Below are 20,668 nucleotides of genomic sequence, written 5' to 3'. Positions count from 1 at the left end.
TCGCTGCAGCACGACATGGGCTTTCACCGCCTCTCCTCCCGGCACCCGCCCACCATCGACGCGGAAGTCTTCCTCAAGCTGCTGGCCCATAACGTCAGCCGGCTGCTCTCCCGCAGCCGGCTTTTTTGCGTCTTCGTCCTCTTCGAGGCCCCTGCTCCTCCCCCTGCATCGCGGCCAGGCTGAACCGCTATTCCGCGCAACCCTCCTGTCGGACCCGTTTCCGCGGCTCGGCTGGAGCGGCAGTCCCCCGGCCGCGGTCTTCCAAACGGGTCCGACTGTCGGACAGTTTCCGCGGCTTGGTTGGAGCAGAGGCCGCCGGCCACGGTCATCCAAAACGGGTCCGACTGTCGGACCGGTTCGTGCGGGGTGCTCAGCCCTCCCGCTCCCGCTCCACGTCCAGGACTCGCTGCCAGAGCGCGAAGGGTGACACGCCGACGTAGCCGCTCTCCTGGCCGTCGTTGCATTCGATGACGATCCACCGGCCGGACACCTCCTGGGCCACGTCGACGACCAGGAACGGGAGCGCCACCCGGCGCGCCGCCTCCCCCGCGAGCGCCAGCGCCTCCTGCTCCTCCCGTGGCGTCAGGGAGTACGGCGTCCCCTGCCACCAGTAGGGCCCGGCGCCCACCAGCTGCTGCCGCCACCAGAAGGTCCGGAACTCGAACGAGCGAGGCAACGCATCCGCGCCCTGCGTGTCGTCCACGCGCCGCAGGGGCCGCAGCTCGCGGCACACCACCTGCTGCCAGTGCAGGATGGAATCCCGCGCGTAGGCCTCCAGCGCCTGACGGAAGGCCTCCGGCCCTTCGATGATGGAGAGGGACTTGCGGTGACGGCTGGTCTGCCGCGCGCCCTTGAGGAACACCGGCCAGCCCAACGCCTCCTCCACCGTGCGCGCATCCGGGGGCGTGTCGAACCAGATGCTTCTGGGCGTCAGGTCCTCCAGCAGCGGATACCAGTGCGGCAGCTCCGTCGCGAGCAGATGCTGCTCTGGCGAATGGACCAGCCGCACGCCCTGCGCCTCCAGCTCGCGGTAGCGCTCCGCGTAGTCGGGCCACGCTCCCGCGCGTGCGATGACTTCGATGGGCGCGTCGGGCAGCCCATACGGCCGCCGGCACGCGAAGAACCGGTCGAAGGCGAAGTCATAGACGCCCTTCCCCGTCGCCGCGGTGAGCAGCCACAGGCGGTCCTCGACCCTCAGCAGATCCTCTCCGGGACGCAACATGGACGAAAGCGTGTGGCCGTCCCCCTTCACGGGTCAACGGCTCACCCCGCGCGCACCACCACCGGGGCGGCCTTCACCGGCGTGCCCTGCGTCAGCCGCACGCCCACGAGCACCAGCGCGCCGCCCAGCGCCAGCTCCCAGTGCAGCGCCTCATCCAGGAAGAGCCATGCAACCAGCGCCGTCACCGCCGGCTGCAGGTTGGAGAAGATGGCCACGCGCGACGCGGGCACCTTCGACAGCGCGTAGTACCAGAGCAGATACGCCACCACCGACGTCATCAGCCCCAGGTACACGATGGAGCCCTTCGCCGCGGCGCTGGAGGCCCACACCGCCGCGGGCTCCAGCACGAACGGCACGAGCGGCAACTGCAGCGCCGTGGCCACCGTCATCGTCCACGCCGTCGCGCGCAGCGCCCCGTGCTCGGCGGCCAGGGGCCGGCCTTCCGTCGTGTAGACCACCCACGCCACCACCGCCGCGAGGATGAGCAGGTCGCCCTCCAGCGTGCCCTTCGCGCTCGCGAGTCCCCGGCCCAGCAGGAGCACCACCACGCCCACCAGCGCCGTGAGGATGCCCGCCGTCGTCCGCGTGGAGGCCCGCTCCCGCCCCAGCACCAGGCTGGCCACGTACACGCCCAGCGGGGTGAGCGCATAGAACAGCGCCGCGTGCGCCGCCGTGGAGCGCGACAGGCCAGAGAAGAACAGCGTCTGGTTCACCGGCCCGCCCATCAACCCCAGCAGCGCCACCCGCGTCCACGCATGGCGCGGCGGCAGCATCCGCCCTGGCGTCAGCATGAGCAGCGTCACGAACGCGGCGCCGCAGACGAGGAAGCGCCACAGCACCACCGTGAACGGCGACAGCTCCGTCATCGCCCGCTTGGCGGCCAGGTACGTGCCCGCGCTGATCAGCACCTGCACCGCCAGCGCCGCGTACACCCGCCCGAGCGGCGGCGTCGCGGAGGCCGGCGTCACGGCTCCAGTTGCAGAAGCGCCCATCGTGCGGCGCTGCGTACCAGCTCACTGCCATCGCCGCTGAGTTTTTCGAGCAACGGCCGGGCGTGCACCTGCCGTGCGACCCCCAGTGCATAGACAGCGTTGCGCCTCAAACCGTCGTACCGCGCGCGCGCCAGCGCCGTGCCTGGAATGAGTTCCTTGTATTGCTCGGGGGTGAGCGCCGCCAGCTCCAGCGTGCCCAGCGACGCCACCGCGCGGGGCATGAAGCGGTCGTCCTCCGCGAACACCGGCTTGCGGTTCAGCGGGCACACCTGCTGGCAGATGTCGCAGCCGAAGATGAGGTTGTCGAACTTGAGCCGGAACGCCTCCGGCACGTCGCGGTCGCGGTTTTCAATCGTCTGGTACGACAGGCACGCCCGCGCATCCACCTGCCGGTTGCCCACCAGCGCGCCGGTGGGACACGCCATGAGACACCGCCGGCAGGAACCGCAGCGGTCCGCCACCGGGCCGTCCGGGTATGCGTCCACTTCCGCGTCCAGGATGAGCGTGGCCAGCAGCACCCAGGAGCCATGCGACTCAGTGATGAGGCAGCCGTTCTTGCCCACGTAGCCCAGGCCTCCGCGCGCGGCCCACACCTTCTCCATCATGGGTCCGCTGTCCACGCCGCCGTAGGTGCCCAGGCCCGGGTACCAGGCGTTGATCGTCTTGCGGAAGGCCTTCATCCGGTCGCGCAGCGTGGAGTGGTAGTCGCGGCCCCTGGCGTACCGCGCGATGGGCGAGCCCTGCGACGGCGCGTCGTCCCGCCAGTAGTTGTTCGCGAAGGACAGCACCGTGCGCGCGCCCGGCAGCAGCACCGACACGTCGAGCCGCTCCTCCGCGCGCGACCCCATCCAGTCCATGTCCGCGTCGTAGCCGGCCTCCAGCCACGACATCAGCGACGACGGCGGAATGGGCTCCGCGCGCGCGAAGCCGATGAGGTCGAAGCCCACGTCCTGGGCGAGCTGCCGGAGCCGGGCAGTGGGCAGTTGTGTCGCGTACACGGCTACTTCGTCGGCTTCTCGGGGATCCACTTCACGTCCGGCAGGCCGGCGCGGAAGTTCACCAGCCGGGCCACCACGAAGAGCAGGTCCGACAGGCGGTTCAGGTACATGGCCACCGCGGGCGGCGCCTTGTCCTCGCGCAGCAGCGTCACGACCCGGCGCTCGGCGCGGCGGCACACCGTGCGCGACAGGTGTAGCGCCGCGGCCGCGGGCGAGCCGCCAGGGAGGATGAAGTGCGTCATCTTCGGCAGCTCCTCCTCGTAGCGGTCGATGTGGCGCTCCATCTCCTCCACCCACTCCGGGCGCAGCTCCGGGATGTGGGCCGCCGCTTTGGTGTGCGGCGGCGTGGCCAGCACCGCGCCCACCGTGAAGAGCTGGTCCTGGATGCGCTGGAGGAAGTGCTCCAGGTCCGCCGGCAGCGGGAACGTGCGCGCGAGGCCCAGCGTGGCGTTGAGTTCGTCCACCTCGCCGTAGGCGTCCACCAGCGCATCGTCCTTCGCGATGCGGCCACCGCCGAAGAGGCCCGTCTCTCCCGCATCGCCGGTCTTCGTGTAGATCTTCATGGCAGCCCTTATCTAGCGATGCGACACATGCAGCGCCGTGCGGAGAGGATCAGCGGCCGATATATTGCTCGGCTGTTCGACCCCGCCTAAGGAAAAAGGCCCCATGCGGCCATACCTGAGTCTGATGGAGCACGTCCTGAAACAGGGGACGAAGAAGGGCGACCGGACCGGCACGGGGACGCTGAGCCTCTTCGGCCACCAGCTCCGCTTCGACCTCAGCCAGGGCTTTCCCCTGGTGACGACGAAGAAGCTCCACCTGAAGTCCATCATCCACGAGCTCCTGTGGATGCTCCGGGGCGACTCGAACGTGCGCTCGCTCCAGGAGGCCGGCGTCACCATCTGGGACGAGTGGGCCACCGCGGACGGAAGCCTGGGCCCCGTGTACGGCCACCAGTGGCGCTCGTGGAACACGCCGGACGGCGGCCATGTGGATCAGATGCAGCAGCTGGTGGAGGGCCTGAAGAAGAACCCGGACTCGCGCCGGCACCTGGTGAGCGCGTGGAACGTGGCGGACGTGCCGTCCATGAAGCTGCCGCCCTGCCACGTGATGTTCCAGTTCTACGTGGCCGACGGACGCCTGTCCTGCCAGCTCTACCAGCGCAGCGCGGACATCTTCCTGGGGCTGCCCTTCAACATCGCGTCGTACTCGCTGCTCACGCTGATGGTGGCGCAGGCCACGGGCCTCACCGCGCACGAGTTCATCCACACCCTCGGTGACGCGCACCTGTACCTCAACCACGTGGAGCAGGCGCGGGAGCAGCTCAAGCGCGAGCCTCGCCCCCTGCCGCGCATGCGCCTGAACCCGGACGTGAAGGACCTGTTCGCCTTCCGCTACGAGGACTTCACACTGGAGGGCTACGACCCGCACCCCGCCATCAAGGCGCCCGTGGCCGTATGAGCGCGCGCGTGTCCGCCATCGTCGCCATGGCGGCGAACCGCGTCATCGGCCAGGGCAACACCCTGCCCTGGCGCCTGCCGCAGGACCTGGCGCGCTTCAAGCGTCTGACCCTGGGCCACACCCTGATCATGGGGCGCAAGACGTACGACTCCATCGGGAGGCCCCTGCCCGGCCGCACCACCGTGGTGCTCACCCGCCAGCGCGACTGGGCCGCGCCTCAAGGCGTCCGCGTGGCCCACACCGTGGACGAGGCGCTGGAGCAGGCGAAGGGCGACAGCGAGGTCTTCATCGCGGGCGGCGCGGACCTCTACGCGCAGACGCAGGCCCTGTGGCACCGGCTCTACCTCACCCGCATCGAGCGGGACTTCCCCGGCGACGCCTTCTTCCCGCCCATGGACCTCACCGGATGGAGTCAGGTGGAGGAGGAACGGCACCCGGAGGGCGACCTGCCCTTCGGTTTCTTCACCTACGAGCGTCAGGGTTAGCCCCTATTCCGGGGGTTCTTGGATTGCCGTAGCGTGCGGGCTCCTCACACCGAAGGAGCGTGCATGCGTCGCCATCTGATTCGTGGACTGGGACTGTTCGCGGTGCTGGGCCTCGCGGCCTGTGGCGGGCCCATCGAGGACGGCACGGGCATGGAGCCCGGCACCCAGGAGCAGGAGCTGCGGCAGTGCCCGGAGAGCGGCATCTGTGCCCCCGGCGAGGTCTGCTACTACGGCCCGGGCGGCCCCTGCTATCCGTGCAAGACGTTCCCCCAGTACTGCGGCGTTGACCTGCCCTGAGTCATCCCCGGGAGCACTCCGAGTGTTGACCCCCACGCCCCCCTCGCTTCCTGAGGGGGGTCTCATAAATTGATCTTGATTCGCAGAATTGAACGCTCCTGGGGGGGTTGGTAGAAGACGGTCGTGAAACACGCCGCCTCCCTCACGCTGTGCCTGTTGCTCGCGCTGTCCTCTTCTGCCCGGGCTGAAGCGCCCGCATCCGACGAGGGGCGCACCTGGCACCGGCTGGTGGGCATCCTCCAGTACCTCCAGGCGGACTACCCGGCGGCGGTGTCGACGCAGTCGGAGTTCGAGCTGACGGAGCAGAAGAGCTTCGCGGCGGAGGCGCTGGCGGCGGCGAAGGACCTGGGCCCGGCGGCGGCCACCTTCGTGCCCCGCGTGGAGGCCATCCAGGCGCGCGTCAACGCGGCGGCGGATCCGGAGGGCGTGAGCCGCGACTGCGGAGAGCTGGTGGAGAGCCTGGTGCTGGCGGGTGGCCTCGCGCGCAGCCCGCGCGTGGCCCCGGACCTGGAGCACGGCAAGAAGCTGTTCCAGGCCAACTGCACGGCGTGCCATGGCGCGGAGGGCAAGGCGGACGTGTCCATCGCGGCCACCATGGAGCCGCGGCCGGCGAACTTCCATGACCCGGAGCTGATGGAGGATGGCCTGACGCCGTACAAGGCGTTCAACACCACCAGCTTCGGCGTGCCCGGCACCGCGATGCCGGCCTTCCCCACGCTCACCGAGGACGACCGCTGGTCGCTGGCCTTCTTCGTCTTCACGCTGCGCCAGCCGCCGTGCCAGGGGGAGCCGCCCAACGCGTCGCTGGAGCGGCTGGCCACGTCCACGGACGCGGAGCTGGCGAAGGCGTACGGCGCGGACAAGGTGGCGTGCCTGCGCCGCAACATGCCGGACACGGACGAGGAGAAGGTGCTGCTCAACGCGCGCGCGGCGGTGGGCCACGCCCTGAGGCTGGGCGCGGACGGCGACTACGCGGCGGCGAAGACGGCGCTGCTGGATGCGTACCTCAACGGCCTGGAGCCGGTGGAGCCCAAGCTGCGCGGGCGCGACCCGGAGCTCACGCAGAAGCTGGAGGAGGCCTTCCTCCAGGCGCGGCTCGCCGCCGAGCGCAAGAGCCCGCACCTGCAGGACGAGGGGCGTGAGCTGCTGTCGCTGTTGGATCAGGCGCGCAAGTCCACGGGCAGCACGACGGACATCCTGTCGGTGATGTGGCTGACGCTGCTCATCCTGCTGCGCGAGGGCTTCGAGGCGACCATCATCGTCACGGCGCTGCTGGCCGCGCTGAAGAAGATGAAGGCCATGGACCAGGTGCGCGTGGTGCACGCGGGCTGGGTGTCCGCGCTCTTCGCCGGCGCGCTGGCGTACATCGTGGGCCGCAAGCTGCTGGCCGGCGCGCAGCGCGAGTGGATGGAGGGCGTCACCGCGCTCGTCGCCGTGGCGATGCTGCTGTACGCGGCGCTGTGGCTCAACGCGCGCGCCAACGTGAGCCACTTCATGGGCGAGCTGCGCCAGAAGATGCAGGGCGCGCTGGGCCGGGGCAGCACGTTCGGCCTGTTCGCCATCGCGTTCACGTCCGTGCTGCGCGAGAGCTTCGAGACGGCCATCTTCCTGCAGGGCCTGGCGGTGGACTCCGCGGCGGGCGTGGCCTGGGGCGTGGTGGCGGGCATCGTGGCGCTGGCGCTGCTGGTGCTCTTCATCAACCGCATGGGCTACCGGCTGCCCATGAAGACGCTGTTCAACATCTCCACGGGGGTGCTGGTGGTGACGGCGGTGATGCTGCTGGGCAAGGGCATCCACTCGCTGCAGGAGGTGGGCGCGCTGCCGCTGGTGCCGGTGCGCTTCCTCTACGTGGACATGCTGGGCATCTATCCGGACGCGCTGTCGTTGGTGCCGCAGGCGCTGCTGGCCGTGGCGCCGCTGCTCTACCGGGTCCTGCGCCGCCGGTCCCGCGTGGAGACGCCCGCCTCCGGTGACGGGGCGACGCCGACGCCGCCCTTGCGGTAGCGTGGGCCCTGGTGAAGCTCCCGCGTCTGTTCCCACTCCTCGCCCTGCTGCTCGTGTCGGGCCTGGCCTCCGCCCAGGAGGCCCCCGCCGAGCCAGCCCAGGCTCCCGCCGGGAGCCTCACGCCGCCACCGCTGGTGGTCGCGCCGGACGAGGACGTGCCGCCGCCGCCGCCGGACGTCCCCTCGGAGGGGGAGGTCCCCACGCGCACGTCCGTCACGGCGGAGGCCCTGCCGTCCGTGAAGGCCGCGCCCGCGAAGGACCCTGTGCCGCGCGTGGCGGTGGAGGTGCTGGGCGGTGCGGCGGGCGGCGTGGTGGGCGCGACGATATTGGGTTCGGTGGGCTACCTGTTGGGCTCCGCCACGGTGGGCTGTGACGAGTGCCTGGTGATGGCCGTCGCGGGCGCCGCGGCGGGAGGCATCATCGGCATCCCGGTGGGCACGTACGCGGGCGGCCGGTTCATGGGCGGGCGCGGCCGGGTGGGCGCGACGGTGGCCGGGAGCATGGTGGGCTGGGGCGCGACGTTCCTGGCGCTCACGCTGGTGAACAGCGGTGGCACCGAAGCGCCCCCGGCCGTCAACGCCGCCCTCTTCATCCTGCCGGTGGTGGGCGCGAGCGCGGGCTTCGAGTTGTCCCACGGCAACGCGCTCCGCCAGGAGGCCGAGGCGCGGGCCTCCACGCCTTCCGTGCACCTGATGCCCGTGGCCACCTACAGCAGCAAGGGCCCGCATCTGGGCCTCATGGGCAGCTTCTAGGCCCCGGTCGCGGTTCAGGCTCCGACGCGGAACCAGGTGAAGGAGTCCTCGCGCACGCGTCCTTCCGCCACCAGCTTCTCCAGTGACGCCAAGGCGCTGCGCTCCGCCACGGGATGCAGGATGGGCGGCGTGTCCGCGTAGGCCGTGGCCACCACCTCCGCGAGCGTCGCGCCCGTCGCGGGCACCGCCTCCAGGATGAGGGCCTCGCGCTGGGCGCGGTGACGCAGGTACTCGTTCAACTTGCCCGGGCCGTCCGGCACCGGCGAACCGTGCGCGGGGTACAGCGTGGTGACGGGCCAGTCGCGCAGCCGCTTCAGCTGCTCGAGGTAGTCCACCATGTTGCCTTCGGGCGGGTCGATGACGATGGAGCCCACGCTCGCCACCATGTCGCCCACGATGGCCGACTTGCTTCGCGAGTCCACCAGGCACACGTGTCCACGCGCATGTCCCGGCGTGTGCAGCACGTGCCAGCGCTGCACCATGGGGCCGTCCAGGTTCAGCACCTCGCCGTCCTCCAGCAGCCGCTCCACCGGGAAGTCCAACCGGTCCGCCGTGCGCGCATGGCACCAGAGCGGAATGCCCAGCCGCTCCTTCACCGCGAACGCCCCGCCCACGTGGTCGCCGTGGTGATGCGTGAGCACCACCGCCACCGGCCTCGCCCCCTCCGCCTTCAGGCTCGCCACCAGCGACAGCAGCTTCGCGTACTGCTTCACGTCCGACGAACCCGGGTCGACGATGAGCAGGTCGCCCGTACCCAGCACGTACGCGTTCGTGTGCGTCGCCGGAGGCAGCGTGGGCGTCTCCAGCGCCACCACCCGCACGCCGCGCTGGAACTCGATGCGCTGGGCCACGTAGCCCGGGCAGTACGGCGGCGTGCACAGCTTCGCGCGCGCGTCCGCTTCGTTCGTGAACTCCGACAGCACCTGCAACGCGTGCTGTGCGGGCGGATGCAAGAGCGCCGTGCCGTCGCTCCAGCGCGACAGCCCGTCCTCCGGGCGGATCCACGCGCCTTCCGTCAGCTCACCGGGGATGATGCTCGCCGCCGCGCCCTCCGGCAGCTCCACCAGATAGAAGCGCGTGTCGAAGCGCACCGGGATGGCCGGCGGCGTCACCCATCGCCCCGCGGCCCGCAGGTCCTCCGCGCGCAGCGACAACGTGTGGCGCACCAGCCACTCGCTCCACTTCACCGTGCCCGCGAGCAGCGCTGTCCGCCCCTCCTCCAGCGTCTGGGGAGACAGCGCACGCGCCCCTTCCGCCACCAGCACGCCCGCCTCCTCGAACAGCTCGCGTGCCGCCGCGGAGCGCAGCGCGGCCTCCTCGCCCTGGGCGCCCTGCACGGGGACGTCGTGGTCGTCCTTGTCCAGCTTGCCGCCGGGAAAGGCTTGGAAGCCGCCCGCGAAGGTGAGCGCGCGCTCGCGCTTCACCCAGTACACCTCCACGCCGCCATGCGCGCGGCGGTAGAGGATGACCACCGAGGAGGGCCGGGGCTCCACGGGGGTGTGGGGCCCGAAGAGGCCCATTCCGGGAAGGGGCTCGCTCATGGTTGCACCGTCGTCCTTCAGGATTCCGTCGTCTGGCCGAGCAGCCGGCCCATCATCTCGCGCGCCCGCTCCGCCTGGTCCGGCCGGACGTAGAGCCGCGTCAGTCGCACCGCGCCACTGTAGCGCTGGTAGAGCGGCGTGTAGCGCGCCACCTCCGTCAGCCGGCCCGTGGACACGTCCAGGATGAAAAGACCCGGGTTGCCGCCACCCCCGGAGGCCCCCACGTACTTGCTGAGCGCCCCCTTGGACTGCACGGTGTAGTGCTCGAAGCCGCCGCTGGTGAGCGCGCTGTTGAGCACCTCCAGGTCGTAGCCCGTGTCGCGCTCCGTGAACTGCGCCAGCAGCTTGAAGCCCTGCCGCCGGCTGATGCGCTCCGCCCACCGGTTCTTCGAACGGCGCAGCGTGTACCAGAGCGCCGCGTCGTCACAGAGGAGGAAGGCCTCCGGGTCGTGGGGGATCTCGAACTCGCCGGGCGTCTCCTCGTAGTAGCGCCGCAGCATGTGGTCGAAGTTCACCGACGTGTGGTGCAGGTACACCGACACGAACATGTGGTAGCGGCTGAGCAGGAAGTCCTCGAACGCGAACGCCGCCGCGCGCGACAGCGCCAGCACGGCGCGCCCGTCCTTCACCGCCGGGTTCAGGTTGGAGACGATCCAATCCATGTCGTACCGGCCGTAGTTCACGCCCGTGTAGAACGAGTCGCGCAGCAGGTAGTCCATCCGGTCCGCGTCCAGCTCGCCGGAGACGATGGCGCGCAACAGCGGCGTCCAGTCCACGCCCTTGTGGGTGAAGCCCGGATCCTTCGGCGGCTTCGCGCCGGTGATCAGCGCCACCGCCGCCATGGGGGTGATACCGCGCGGGCCGAACTCGCGCTGGATGACCTCCGTCAGCGAGCTGTCCAGGAGCAGCTTCGCCGTGTAGTCCTCGTGGGTCGCCTGCTCCCCTTCCGCCACGGAGTCCAGCCAGCCGGGCAGCCGCAGCAGCGACCGCCGGGGCGCGATGCGCTCGGACGCATGCGACAGGGGCATGTGGCCCAGGTCGTGGCAGAGCACCGCCAGGCGCACGGCGGTGCAGAAATGTTCACGCACATCGTCCGGCAGGTCGGAGCGGCTGGCCACGGCGTTGAAGACGCGCGAGGCGACGAACATGGCGCCCAGGCAGTGGGCATGACGGGTGTGGGTGGCGCCGGGGAAGGCCATGTCCCCGAAGCCCAACTGCCGCACGTAGCGCAGGCGCTGATAGAAGCGGCTGTCGATGACGGCCTTCTCCGGGTCGCTGACCGGGATGACGCCGTGGATGGGGTCGCGAATCCGCATGTCGTCCTTGCCGGCCCCCTGCTCCCAGGAGTTCCGGAACTGCTCCTACAGGTCACCCACCGTAGCGCATACCCTGGCAGGCGGTAGCCCTGTGAGGGACCGACCGGCCACCACGTCTCAGGCTGGGAAGGTCCCTGGGGACGTGCTAACCCTCGGGTCACTCCGAATGCACATCATCCTGCTGCACAATCGCGACCACGACCTCCTCGAGGACGACCCCGGGCGCGAAGCCCGCGAGGACGTGGTCCGGGTGGCCGAAAACCTGGCCCACGCGCTCAGCCGGGACGGCGTGGTCGCCGAGCCGCTCGCCATCGAAGGGGACAGGCTGGACTTCGTGGAGGCCCTGCGCTTCCTCCAGCCCGACCTGGTGGTGAACCTCTGCGAGTCGCTGGCCGCCGACAGCCGCGGAGAGATGGCCGTCCCCTGCCTGCTGGACGCGCTGGGCCTGCCGTACACCGGCTCGTCCGCCCTGTCGCTGGGACTGGCGCTGCACAAGCCCAAGGCCAAGGACATCCTGCGCGCCCACGGCGTCTCCACCCCCGCCTCCTTCCTGGTGAAGAAGCGCGAGGACGCACTGGCGGTGGACCTGCCGTGGCCCCTCATCGTGAAGCCCGCGCGCGAGGACGCCAGCGTGGGCATGGACTTCGACTCCGTGGTGACGGAGCGCTCGGCGCTCGTGCGGGCGTGCGAGTCCGTGCTGCGCACCTTCCACCAGCCCGCGCTGGTGGAGCAGTTCATCGAGGGGCGGGAGGTCTACGTGCCGCTGCTCGGCAACAGCCCGCGCCAGGCGCTGCCGCTCACGGAGATCCACTTCGGCCGTGCGTTCGAAAACCGGCCGAACATCGTGTCGTACCGGGCCAAGTGGGAGGCGGAGTCACCGGAGTACCGGGACTCGCCCACGGGGCCCTGCCGGCTCGACGCAGTGCAGGAAGCGCGTTGCATCCAAACGGCGCTGGAAGCATTTGCAGCGCTGGATTGCCAGGACTATGGACGCGTGGACCTTCGGGTGTCGCCCGAGGGTGTGCCGTACGTCATCGACATCAACCCCAACTGCGACCTTCATCCAGGCGCGGGGTACGCGAAGGCGGCGCAGGCCGCCGGCATGGACTACGCGACCCTGGCCTCGCGACTCGTGGAGGTCGCTCTCGAAAGAGCCCATGGAAATCCGCACACTCGAAAGAAAGGACCGGGAGCCGCTCGCCGCGCTGATCCGGCGAATCGAAACCTTCTCGCAGGAGGAGCAGGACTGCGCCATCGAGCTGGTTGACACCGCACTCACCGCGGGCAACCGGGACTATTCCATCCTCGTGGCGGACCGCGGGCAGGACGGCGGCGGCCTGGTGGGCTACGCCTGTTACGGCCCCACGCCGATGACGGAGCACACGTACGACCTGTACTGGATTGCCTCCGCGCCGGAAGTCCGCGGCCAGGGCATTGGCGCGCAGCTGGTGTCCTCCATGGAGGGCGACCTGCGCCGCCGCAAGGCGCGGCTCATCCGCGTGGAGACGAGCGCCACGGAGGCCTACGGCCCCACGCGCGGCTTCTACGCGTCCATGAAGTACGGGGAAGAGGCGCGCCTGCGGGACTTCTACAAGCAGGGCGATGACCTCATCATCCTGACCAAGCGCCTGTAATCCCGCTGTCCCAAACCCCTGGGCGTGAAGACGCCGCCCGGGTCCCCGTCAGGAGGGAGCAGATGCTTTCCACGAACCGACCGATGCGACGCACCCGTCTGGGATTGTTGAGCCTGCTCACCCTGCTGATGGGGGCACCCTCCCCCGCCTGGGCCCAGGCCCCCGCCGCGCTGAAGGACCAGGCGAAGGCGGCAGCGGCCAAGGCCCAGGCGAAGACGTCTGGCGCTCCGCAGACCCAGGAGCTCTCTGACGCGCTGAAGGCCCCGCGCCCCAAGGGCGGCGAGTACTTCGGCCTGTACCTGATGGACAAGAAGGTGGGCTGGTTCTTCACGGACCTGACGGTGCTGCCGGGCAACAAGGCGCAGAGCATCAACGAGCTCATCTTCAAGGCGCAGGTGGGCACGCGCGTGTCGGAGCGCGTGCACCGCGAGGTGCGCGTCTACGAAGCGAAGCCGGGCGGCAAGCTCTTGTCCTTCACCGTCATCCAGAAGGGCGACGGCGGGGACAACGAGCTGGTGGGCACGGTGACGGGCGACAGCATGCGCGTGGTGCGCAAGCGCCCGGGCCAGCCGGATGAAGTGCTCAAGCCCATGCCCGCGCCGAAGGAGACGGTGGAGGACGCGGATCAGGCGCGCGTGGCGCTCTTGCGCGGGCAGAAGGTGGAGGGCGTGGCGCTGGACGGCACGGACCTGGAGGGCTACCGCACCGTCACGACGGTGGAGGCGCCCGAGGAACAGATGCTGGGCGGCGTGAAGGTGAAGCTGTCGCGGGTGAGCACGCTGTCGGACAAGGAGAAGGTGCCGGTGGCGGCCTTCCTGACGACGGACGGCAAGATGGTGCGGGTGGACTTCGGCCAGACGATGCAGGCGCGCGCCGAGTCGGAGACGGTGGCGAAGCGGCTGGACCTGGTGGAAGTGTTTGGCCTCACGCGCGTGGTGCTGCCCAAGCCGCTGCCCGCGAAGGCGCGCGAAGTGCCCGGCCAGGTGAAGCTGGTGATGAAGAACCTGCCGGAGAAGTTCCAGCAGGACACGTACCGGCAGAAGTACCAGCGGCTGCCGGATGGCCGCGTGGAGGTGACGCTGCTGGCCGCGCCGCCTTCGCCCAAGGGCCGCGTGGCCCGGCCGGTGGCGGACCCCGACGGCGGGGAGAACCTCAAGTCCACGCTCGCGGTGGAGGCGGACGCGCCCGCCATCAAGGCGCAGGCCAAGAGCATCATCCGTGAGGAGAAGGACGCGTACACGGCGGCGCGGATGCTGTCCGCGTGGGTGTACAGCAACCTGCAGAAGGACTACGGCGCCAGCGCGGACCGGGCCACGGACGTGCTGCGCCAGAAGAAGGGCGACTGCACGGAGCACTCGCTGCTCACGGTGGCGATGCTGCGCGCGTCCGGCATCCCCGCCCGCCGCGTGGACGGCGTCATCTACATGGTGAACTCCGACGGCGTGCCCGCGCTGTACTGGCACGAGTGGGTGGAGGCCTACGTGGGCGAGTGGACCCAGTTGGATCCCACCTTCAACCAGCCCGTCGCGGACGCCACGCACTTCTACGTGGGCTACGAGGGGAACGCGGAGATCACGCCCCTCATCGGTTCGCTCCAGGTCACGGACGTGAAGTAGTCCGGTGGGCGTGCGTCCCCGAGCCGAGGGCCGCGTCAGTGGCCCGGGGCCGCCACCAGCCGCTCCGCGAGCAGGGGCGGCTCCGTGATGGGCCGCTCGCAGACGAAGCCGCGGCAGAGGTACGCGGCGCCCTTCCCTTCCACGGGGTCGCGTCCCGCGAAGAGCTCCTGGAGGCGCGCGGGCGGAGCGGCGCTGGTGTCGTGCCATCCGAAGGAGAACACCGGCGCGTAGGTGCGGTTCGCGGCGGCCAGCAACGGGGCCACGGCCTCGCGCGGGCCCGCGAAGGTGACGCCCGACGCGCCGTCCAGCAGCGAGTCCGCCGCGAGCGCCAGGTGGCCGTAGCCCAGCGGGTTGCGCACCAGCTGATCATGCAGCTTGGCCACGTAGTGCTCCGGGTGGTCCAGGTGGCACACGTCGCCGGTGAGCGCGGAGAGCGTCACCTGCGCCTCCGTCAGCGTGGACGCGCCGGACGGGAAGGCGTTGTCGAAGAGGGAGAAGGCCGCCACCACCAGGTCCTTCTGTCCCCGGGGCGCGGAGAGGTACGCCTGCTTCTCCTCGTCCCAGAACAGCTCCACCGCGCGGTGCGCGAGCGCGTCCGCCGCGTCCAGGTACTTCGCGTCGTACGTGGCCTGGTAGAGCGCGGTGAGCCCTGAGGCGAAGTCGCCGTAGTCCTCCAGGAAGCCGTCGATGCGGCCCTGGCCGTCCTGGTGCGAGCGCAACAGCCGCTTGCCGTCCCACATGTTCGCGAGCACGAAGTCCGCCGCGTTCGCCGCGAGCTTCGCCCAGTCCGGCCGGTCGAACACGCGCGAGGCCAGCGCGAGCCCGCGGATCATCAGCCCGTTCCAGCCCGCCAATATCTTGTCGTCGCGGCCCGGCTTCACGCGCTGTTCGCGCAGGAGGAAGAGGACGCGGCGCGCCTCGGCCAGGTCCTTCTCCACCGCCTCCACCGGGCGGCCCTGCTCCTTCGCCAGCTGCTCCACGGGGACGACGACCTCCAGCACCGTGGCGCCGTGTTCGAAGTTGCCGCCGGACTTGATGCCGAAGTGGCGCATCACGGTGTCCGCCTGCTGGCCCACGGGCAGGGCCGCGCGGACCTCTTCCGAACGCCAGACGAAGAACTTCCCCTCCTCGCCCTCGCTGTCCGCGTCCTGCGTGGCGTAGAAGCCGCCGGCCGGGTCGGTCATCTCGCGGCGGACGTACTCGACGGTCTCCTCCACGACCTTGCGCCAGAGCGGCCGTGACTCCACCTGCTCCGCTTCCGAGTACAGGTGCAGGAGCTGGGCGTTGTCGTAGAGCATCTTCTCGAAGTGGGGCACCAGCCAGCGCTCGTCCACGGAGTAACGGTGGAAGCCGCCGCCCAGCTGGTCGTAGATGCCGCCCAGGGCCATGCGCTCCAGCGTGCGGAACACCGCCGCCTTCAACGGCTCACCGGCGCCGCGCCGCCACGCGCGCAGCAGCAGCGCCACGTTCATGGGGTTGGGGAACTTGGGCGCGTTGCCGAAGCCGCCGTTCACCGGGTCCATGCGCTTCAACATGGACTGGCCCATGGCCACGATGTCCTCCGCGGACAGGTGGGCGGGATCGGCGTCCAGGCCGTGCGTGGACAGCTCGCCCAGACCCTCCTGGAAGCGCCGGGCCTGCTCCTCGATTTCGTCCGGCTTGTGCTCCCACGCGTCGCGCAGCGCGTGGAGCAGGCGCGGGAAGCCGGGCCGGCCGTAGCGGTCCGAAGGGGGGAAGTAGGTGCCGCCGTAGAAGGGGCGCAGGTCCGGGGTGAGGAACACGGTGAGGGGCCAGCCACCACCCTGTCCCATGAGCTGCACGACGCCTTGGTAGATTTGATCCAGGTCGGGGCGCTCCTCGCGGTCGACCTTGATGTTGATGAAGCCCTCGTTCATCAGGCGCGCGATGGCGGGGTCCTCGAAGGACTCATGGGCCATGACGTGGCACCAGTGGCACGCGGAGTAGCCCACGGAGAGCAGGATGGGCTTCTTCTCCGCGCGGGCGCGGGCCAGGGCTTCATCCCCCCAGGGGTACCAGTCCACGGGATTCGTGGCGTGCTGGCGCAGGTACGGCGACGGCTCCCGGGCCAGACGGTTGGTGTGGCCAGAGGGGGGATGGTCATCCATGGGGTACTCCCGGTGCGCAGCGGCTTCGCGGCCCTTCACATTGTGAGCCTGGGTTCGCGGGGGCAAGCTGAAATGGCCACACTCCCTGCTGGCCAACGGCCCTCCGGTGCGCTTTGTCCAGGGGCGTGCGTGCGTCCGCCCACTCCAGCCCCGGCCCGGGAATGAAGGCGTGCCTCGTCCTGGTGGCGATGGGCGTGGGGGTGCGGCTCGCGCTGGCGCTGGGAACGGACGTCTACTTCGACGAAACCTATTACTGGCAATGGGCCCGGCATCTCGCATGGGGATATTTCGACCATCCGCCCATGGTGGCGTGGCTCATCGCCGCGCTGGGCATCCGGGGGACGGCGCTCGTGTGCGGGCTGGGGACGGGCGTGGCGGTGTGGGGGCTCGCGCTGGACGTGTACCGCTCGCGCGACGCGGCCTGGAGGGCGCTGGCGCTGTGGAGCGCGGTGCCGGTGGGCATCCTCTCTGGCGTCTGGGCCACGCCGGATTCCCCCATGCTGCTGTTCTGGGCGCTGGGGTTGTGGGCGCTGTACCGCGAGAAGTGGGTGCTGGCGGGGCTGACGTGTGGGCTCGCACTGCTGTCGAAATATCCATCCGTGTTGCTGGGGATGGCCTTCATGGTCGCGGCGCTGCGGGCGCGGCGGCTGCCGGCGGGCGCGTGGCTCACGGCGGGGCTGGGGTTGCTGTGCTTCCTGCCGGTGGTGCTGTGGAACGCGAGCCATGACTGGGTGGGGTTCAAGTTCCAGCTGAACCACGGCCTGGGCGGAAGCGGCGGGTGGGCGACGTTCGGTGAATTCGTGGCGGGCCAGTTCGCCATGGGTGGGCCGGTGCTCTTCCCGCTGGCGCTGGTGTACGCGGTGCGCGGACCGAAGGAGCAGTTCCTGCTGCGCATGGCGGCGGTGATTCCGCTGGTGTTCTTCGGCTACGCGGCGGCGCGGACACGGGGCGAGGCCAACTGGCCCGCGGCGGCGTACGTGGCGGCGTGCATTGGCGTCGCGGGGATGCGGCCCGTGTGGCAGCGGGCGGCCGCGTGGAGCGGGATGGCGGTGGTGCTCGCGGTGACGTCGCACCTGCTGTTCCCGGTGCTGACGTTCGAGCGCGACGTGGTGCTGGCGAGGACGCACGGCTGGGGCGTGCTGGAGCGGCTGCGGGCGCCGGAGCAGTTGTTCCCGGGCATGGCGCCGGGCCCTACGGCGGTCTACGCGCCCACGTATCAACTGGCTTCGCAGGTGGCGTACGCGACAGGCGCGGAGACGGACACGGTGGGTCCGTCACGGCGCAAGAGTCAGTATGACGTCTGGCCTGAGCTGGAATTGAAGCCCGGGCAGGACGTGCTGTGGTGTTCGGAGAACGGCGCGGCGCCGCCGGAGGAACTGGTGCAACGCTTTGGGTCCGTGGAGGGACCCGTGAAGCTCACGGGGGTCTTCCGGGGCCGGCGGCTGCACACGTTCACGGTGTGGCGAATGAGTGGGCTGAGTCCTGCCGTGCAGCCATAGTGCGTCCTCAAGCGCTCCTAGGCATCCGACACCGCTTCGTGCTTGTCACTCTTCGGCCCGAAGCCAGAACCAACGCCCTTTGGACCGAAGCGCACCCGCAAGGAACCCCTGAAAAGAGTCTGCGATCTGCGAGCAGTGTTCAGGAGAGGGGAACGCTTCGTTGTAACCATCGCGAATGGGATAGCGACCGCCATCCTGGTGGCTCACGTCGAGGAGAATGTAGTTGCTGTCCCGCACCTCGCAGATGGCATACCAGGACGCCGGACCGGCCTGATCGGTATCCTCATCGCGCATGACCACTCGCGCGCGGGCAATCCGTGAGAGCGGTAGGAAGGTGAAGGCGGGATCGACGAAGCCGAAAGTGGGATCCCGGTGGGCAAACAGCCGGGCGCCATCACAATGCAGGTAGAAGGCGCGAAGGTCCGGGTCCAGGCGCCAGCCCACGCGCTGCTCGAACGCCACCAACTGTTCCGGCGTCGCGGGCGGGTTGGGCAGGTGGAGGCGGGATATCTCCTCGAGTAGCTCGTTCATCGACTTGTGCCTATTCTCCATAGGGATAGTCCGTGCCTACGCTCGTCCATGGAGGCGCGTTCGCGTAGCACTGGTTGTAGAGCTTGAAGAGCGTCTGATGGATGTCCTTGGGAAACGGCAGGATGTTGTCCCAGTCCGTAGGATTGCCGCCATGCCAGAGGTCCCGGATGTGATGCCCCTCGTAGGGGTTCCCGTTCTCCGAAGGCCATGCCCCAAAACGCTTTGCCCACTGCTCCCGGAACTCCGGGCGACTGTCGTCCCATTTGTCGCGGGCGGCCTTGTTCTGGGCGGGGTTGAGCGTTGCATAGTTACAGCAGCAGTTCGTCATGCCGAACCGGCTCCCAGCTCGAACGACGGTGCCTGCAAAGTCCATCTTCACGTCCGCGAGCCACATGCATCCCTGGAGAGCGTAGCCCCTCCCTGAGCACTTCTCACGGCAGTAGGCCATGAGCTGTGAGCTGCACTGCCATGGCCCATAGTAGACGATAGTGCGGAACTGCCCGCCACCAGGCACGGCCACCAGAGGCCCTACCCATTTCCGAACCGAGACAGGGGTCGTGGGCGTTGGACCTTCAGCGCAGGCCGAGAGCAGCAACGTTCCGAGCAGGAGGCGCGCTGAAGGTCGAGTGGGTGCGTTTCCCTTTGCGGTCATGAGATCGCCCCCTACCGCGCGCAGTGGAGAATCCGATCTGGCACGAAGCCGGGGGACAGTCACCTCCCTGGCACATCGTCCGGGATCCCCCGAAACCTCTAGGATTGTTCACGCATGCTCCCGAGCAAACCCAAGTCCGGTCCCCGTTCGTTCGCCTTCCTTCGCACCGATGAACTGCTGCATCCGCACGACCTCGTCACGGTCTGCGCAGCGCTCGCGACACACCTGGACGAGGGCACGCCACAGGAGGCGGACTGGCATCAGCGCCTGGCGGATGCGCTCTTCCAGCATTTCGGTCTGTCGGACCTGCCCCAAGCCCATGCAGCCGCTTCAGTCGCAAGCGGCACAGAACTCCGTCAGGCCCTGGGGGACCGCGACGTGCGGCCGCTCGCAACCGGCTTCGAGCTGGCGAATGCATGGGGATTCCCGGTCGAACAACTGGACTCCAGCGTGACAACCGGAGCCCTTGAGGCGAAGGGACTCGCGCTCCCGTCCCCTCGCGACGAGGACTTCTAGCGCGGCGTTCACGGCGCCAGCGAGGAAGCACCTCCCAGACAGTTCACCCCTGGCTGCAGAAGGTGTACGCGCAGGTACCGGAGTTGTCTGTGTAGATGCTGTCGAAGTTCAACGTGTAGGAGGTCTTCCCAATGGCCCCGTACATGTCAGGGCACGGCCCGGTCGAAACACCCGAGTTCCAGAGCCCCGCTGGATCCGCCGTCACGTTGATGACGGTTGCGCCGGGGGGCGCCTCGTATTGAAGGGGCGCCTTCATTCCTCGATAGGTCCGGGTCTCGCAGAACATCCGAGGATGGCTGCAGAAGGTGTACGCGCAGGTGCCGGAATTGTCGGCATAGTAGTTGTCGAAATTCAGTGCATAGAACGTCTGCCCAATGGCTCCGGACAGATTGGGGCACGGGCTTGGGCCAGCGCCCGTATTCCATGGGAGCCCCAGAATCGGCGTCACGCTGTCGATGACGTGGGAGGGGGGCGGCGAGTACTGGATGGGCGCGGTCATGCTGAAGCTGCGGGTCTGGCAGGTGGGCTCACGGCTGCAGAAGGTATAGGTGCAGGAGCCAGTGTTGTCGGAGTAGATGTAGTCGAAATCCAGCCTGTAGGACGATCGACCCACGGCATCGCTCACGGCAGGACATGGCCCGGTGCCCGCGCCCGAATTCCACGTACTATTCGGCTTCACGACCGCGCTGACAATGATGTTCCCGTTGGGCGCCGAGTATTGGATGGCTGATTTCATGTCGTAGGTGAGGACGTCACACGTGGCGAGTCCCGCCTCGATACTCCCGATGGATCCGGTCTCGGGTTGCGATTCATGCTCCAGGGGCCCTGGCAGGGTTCCCCCGCATCCTGCCGACACCAGGAGAGCCATGAGCTGAAATGCATTCAAAACCCAGACACTTCCCTTCAACTCCATCCTCTTCAATCGCATGAGTTCCTCCCAACGCCTTGGACGGGCGCGGAAGGTACGGGAACCTGTTGGGAGCGGGCATCACCCTTCCGGGTGACGCCTGAATCCAGACGTGGAGG

General features: G+C 69.3%; 20 protein-coding genes and 1 pseudogene. 11 read left to right on the top strand and 10 right to left on the bottom strand.

Annotation, left to right across the window (positions count from 1 at the left end; translation table 11 throughout):
- A pseudogene (locus D7X32_RS45535) lies at positions 1-183 on the top strand (hypothetical protein); the annotation flags it as partial.
- 187 nt (positions 184-370) lie between these two features.
- Here D7X32_RS45535 and D7X32_RS24385 read toward each other — a convergent pair.
- The 4 genes from D7X32_RS24385 to D7X32_RS24370 are packed head-to-tail and all read right to left on the bottom strand — an operon-like array spanning position 371 to position 3,775.
- Entirely contained in the window at positions 371-1,222 is an 852-nt protein-coding gene (locus D7X32_RS24385) for an ATP-grasp domain-containing protein (protein WP_120604976.1), read from the bottom strand.
- 41 nt (positions 1,223-1,263) lie between these two features.
- Positions 1,264-2,214: a DMT family transporter gene (locus D7X32_RS24380; protein WP_167506506.1), complete on the bottom strand. Its 951-nt coding sequence runs from the start codon at positions 2,212-2,214 to the stop codon at positions 1,264-1,266.
- Positions 2,187-3,212: a tRNA epoxyqueuosine(34) reductase QueG gene (gene queG, locus D7X32_RS24375; protein WP_120604972.1), complete on the bottom strand. Its 1,026-nt coding sequence runs from the start codon at positions 3,210-3,212 to the stop codon at positions 2,187-2,189. Before queG ends, D7X32_RS24380 begins: the two co-directional genes overlap by 28 nt.
- A 2-nt stretch (positions 3,213-3,214) precedes the next feature.
- Positions 3,215-3,775, bottom strand: coding sequence for a cob(I)yrinic acid a,c-diamide adenosyltransferase (locus tag D7X32_RS24370; RefSeq protein ID WP_120604971.1), 561 nt, complete (start codon positions 3,773-3,775; stop codon positions 3,215-3,217).
- A gap of 103 nt (positions 3,776-3,878) precedes the next feature.
- On the opposite strand from D7X32_RS24370, the gene D7X32_RS24365 reads away from it, so the two are divergent.
- From D7X32_RS24365 to D7X32_RS24345, 5 genes are all read left to right on the top strand, one after another.
- Complete coding sequence (locus D7X32_RS24365) at positions 3,879-4,673, top strand: thymidylate synthase (RefSeq protein WP_120604970.1); 795 nt, start codon at positions 3,879-3,881, stop codon at positions 4,671-4,673.
- Positions 4,670-5,158, top strand: a complete 489-nt coding sequence (locus D7X32_RS24360; RefSeq protein WP_120604969.1) for a dihydrofolate reductase — start codon at positions 4,670-4,672, stop codon at positions 5,156-5,158. The genes D7X32_RS24365 and D7X32_RS24360 overlap by 4 nt, the downstream gene beginning before the upstream one ends.
- 63 nt (positions 5,159-5,221) lie before the next feature.
- Positions 5,222-5,455 carry a DEAD/DEAH box helicase family protein gene (locus D7X32_RS24355; protein WP_120604968.1) on the top strand — a complete coding sequence of 78 codons (234 nt, stop codon included), beginning with the start codon at positions 5,222-5,224 and terminating at the stop codon, positions 5,453-5,455.
- 123 nt (positions 5,456-5,578) lie between these two features.
- A complete protein-coding gene (locus D7X32_RS24350; RefSeq protein WP_120604967.1) occupies positions 5,579-7,459 on the top strand; it encodes a cytochrome c/FTR1 family iron permease in 1,881 nt (626 codons plus the stop codon).
- 11 nt (positions 7,460-7,470) lie between these two features.
- Entirely contained in the window at positions 7,471-8,211 is a 741-nt protein-coding gene (locus tag D7X32_RS24345) for a GlsB/YeaQ/YmgE family stress response membrane protein (RefSeq protein ID WP_120604966.1), read from the top strand.
- Positions 8,212-8,225: 14 nt separating this feature from the next.
- Here the strand turns inward: D7X32_RS24345 and D7X32_RS24340 are convergent, their stop codons facing one another.
- Together D7X32_RS24340 and D7X32_RS24335 are read right to left on the bottom strand one after the other, a co-directional pair.
- Positions 8,226-9,752 carry an MBL fold metallo-hydrolase gene (locus D7X32_RS24340; RefSeq protein ID WP_120604965.1) on the bottom strand — a complete coding sequence of 509 codons (1,527 nt, stop codon included), beginning with the start codon at positions 9,750-9,752 and terminating at the stop codon, positions 8,226-8,228.
- Positions 9,753-9,769: 17 nt separating this feature from the next.
- Positions 9,770-11,068: an HD domain-containing protein gene (locus tag D7X32_RS24335; protein ID WP_120604964.1), complete on the bottom strand. Its 1,299-nt coding sequence runs from the start codon at positions 11,066-11,068 to the stop codon at positions 9,770-9,772.
- Between the two features lie 166 nt (positions 11,069-11,234).
- Here D7X32_RS24335 and D7X32_RS24330 point away from each other — a divergent pair, with 166 nt between their 5' ends.
- The 3 genes from D7X32_RS24330 to D7X32_RS24320 all read left to right on the top strand — a co-directional run bounded on the left by D7X32_RS24330 (position 11,235) and on the right by D7X32_RS24320 (position 14,318).
- A complete protein-coding gene (locus D7X32_RS24330) occupies positions 11,235-12,335 on the top strand; it encodes a D-alanine--D-alanine ligase family protein (RefSeq protein ID WP_120604963.1) in 1,101 nt (366 codons plus the stop codon).
- Complete coding sequence (locus tag D7X32_RS24325; RefSeq protein WP_120604962.1) at positions 12,226-12,702, top strand: GNAT family N-acetyltransferase; 477 nt, start codon at positions 12,226-12,228, stop codon at positions 12,700-12,702. The genes D7X32_RS24330 and D7X32_RS24325 overlap by 110 nt, the downstream gene beginning before the upstream one ends.
- A gap of 83 nt (positions 12,703-12,785) precedes the next feature.
- On the top strand, positions 12,786-14,318 hold the full coding sequence (locus D7X32_RS24320; RefSeq protein ID WP_244239156.1) for a transglutaminase-like domain-containing protein: 1,533 nt from the start codon (positions 12,786-12,788) through the stop codon (positions 14,316-14,318).
- A 35-nt stretch (positions 14,319-14,353) separates the two neighbouring features.
- Here the strand turns inward: D7X32_RS24320 and D7X32_RS24315 are convergent, their stop codons facing one another.
- Positions 14,354-16,444, bottom strand: a complete 2,091-nt coding sequence (locus D7X32_RS24315; protein ID WP_120604960.1) for a thioredoxin domain-containing protein — start codon at positions 16,442-16,444, stop codon at positions 14,354-14,356.
- A 125-nt stretch (positions 16,445-16,569) separates the two neighbouring features.
- Here D7X32_RS24315 and D7X32_RS24310 point away from each other — a divergent pair, with 125 nt between their 5' ends.
- Positions 16,570-17,943 carry an ArnT family glycosyltransferase gene (locus tag D7X32_RS24310; RefSeq protein WP_244239155.1) on the top strand — a complete coding sequence of 458 codons (1,374 nt, stop codon included), beginning with the start codon at positions 16,570-16,572 and terminating at the stop codon, positions 17,941-17,943.
- A 45-nt stretch (positions 17,944-17,988) separates the two neighbouring features.
- On the opposite strand, the gene D7X32_RS24305 is transcribed toward D7X32_RS24310, so the two are convergent.
- Positions 17,989-18,474: an SMI1/KNR4 family protein gene (locus D7X32_RS24305; protein WP_120604958.1), complete on the bottom strand. Its 486-nt coding sequence runs from the start codon at positions 18,472-18,474 to the stop codon at positions 17,989-17,991.
- Positions 18,475-18,484: 10 nt separating this feature from the next.
- Positions 18,485-18,922, bottom strand: coding sequence for a hypothetical protein (locus tag D7X32_RS24300; protein WP_244239154.1), 438 nt, complete (start codon positions 18,920-18,922; stop codon positions 18,485-18,487).
- A gap of 318 nt (positions 18,923-19,240) precedes the next feature.
- Between D7X32_RS24300 and D7X32_RS45060 the strand changes: the two genes are divergently transcribed.
- A complete protein-coding gene (locus D7X32_RS45060; protein ID WP_147450245.1) occupies positions 19,241-19,642 on the top strand; it encodes a hypothetical protein in 402 nt (133 codons plus the stop codon).
- Positions 19,643-19,685: 43 nt separating this feature from the next.
- Here D7X32_RS45060 and D7X32_RS24290 read toward each other — a convergent pair whose 3' ends face one another.
- A complete protein-coding gene (locus D7X32_RS24290; RefSeq protein ID WP_147450244.1) occupies positions 19,686-20,570 on the bottom strand; it encodes a hypothetical protein in 885 nt (294 codons plus the stop codon).
- Positions 20,571-20,668 lie beyond the last annotated feature (98 nt).

It is taken from the genome of Corallococcus carmarthensis, assembly GCF_003611695.1.
Taxonomy (GTDB): Bacteria; Myxococcota; Myxococcia; order Myxococcales; family Myxococcaceae; genus Corallococcus; species Corallococcus carmarthensis.
This window is presented reverse-complemented; position numbering and strand designations above follow the sequence as displayed.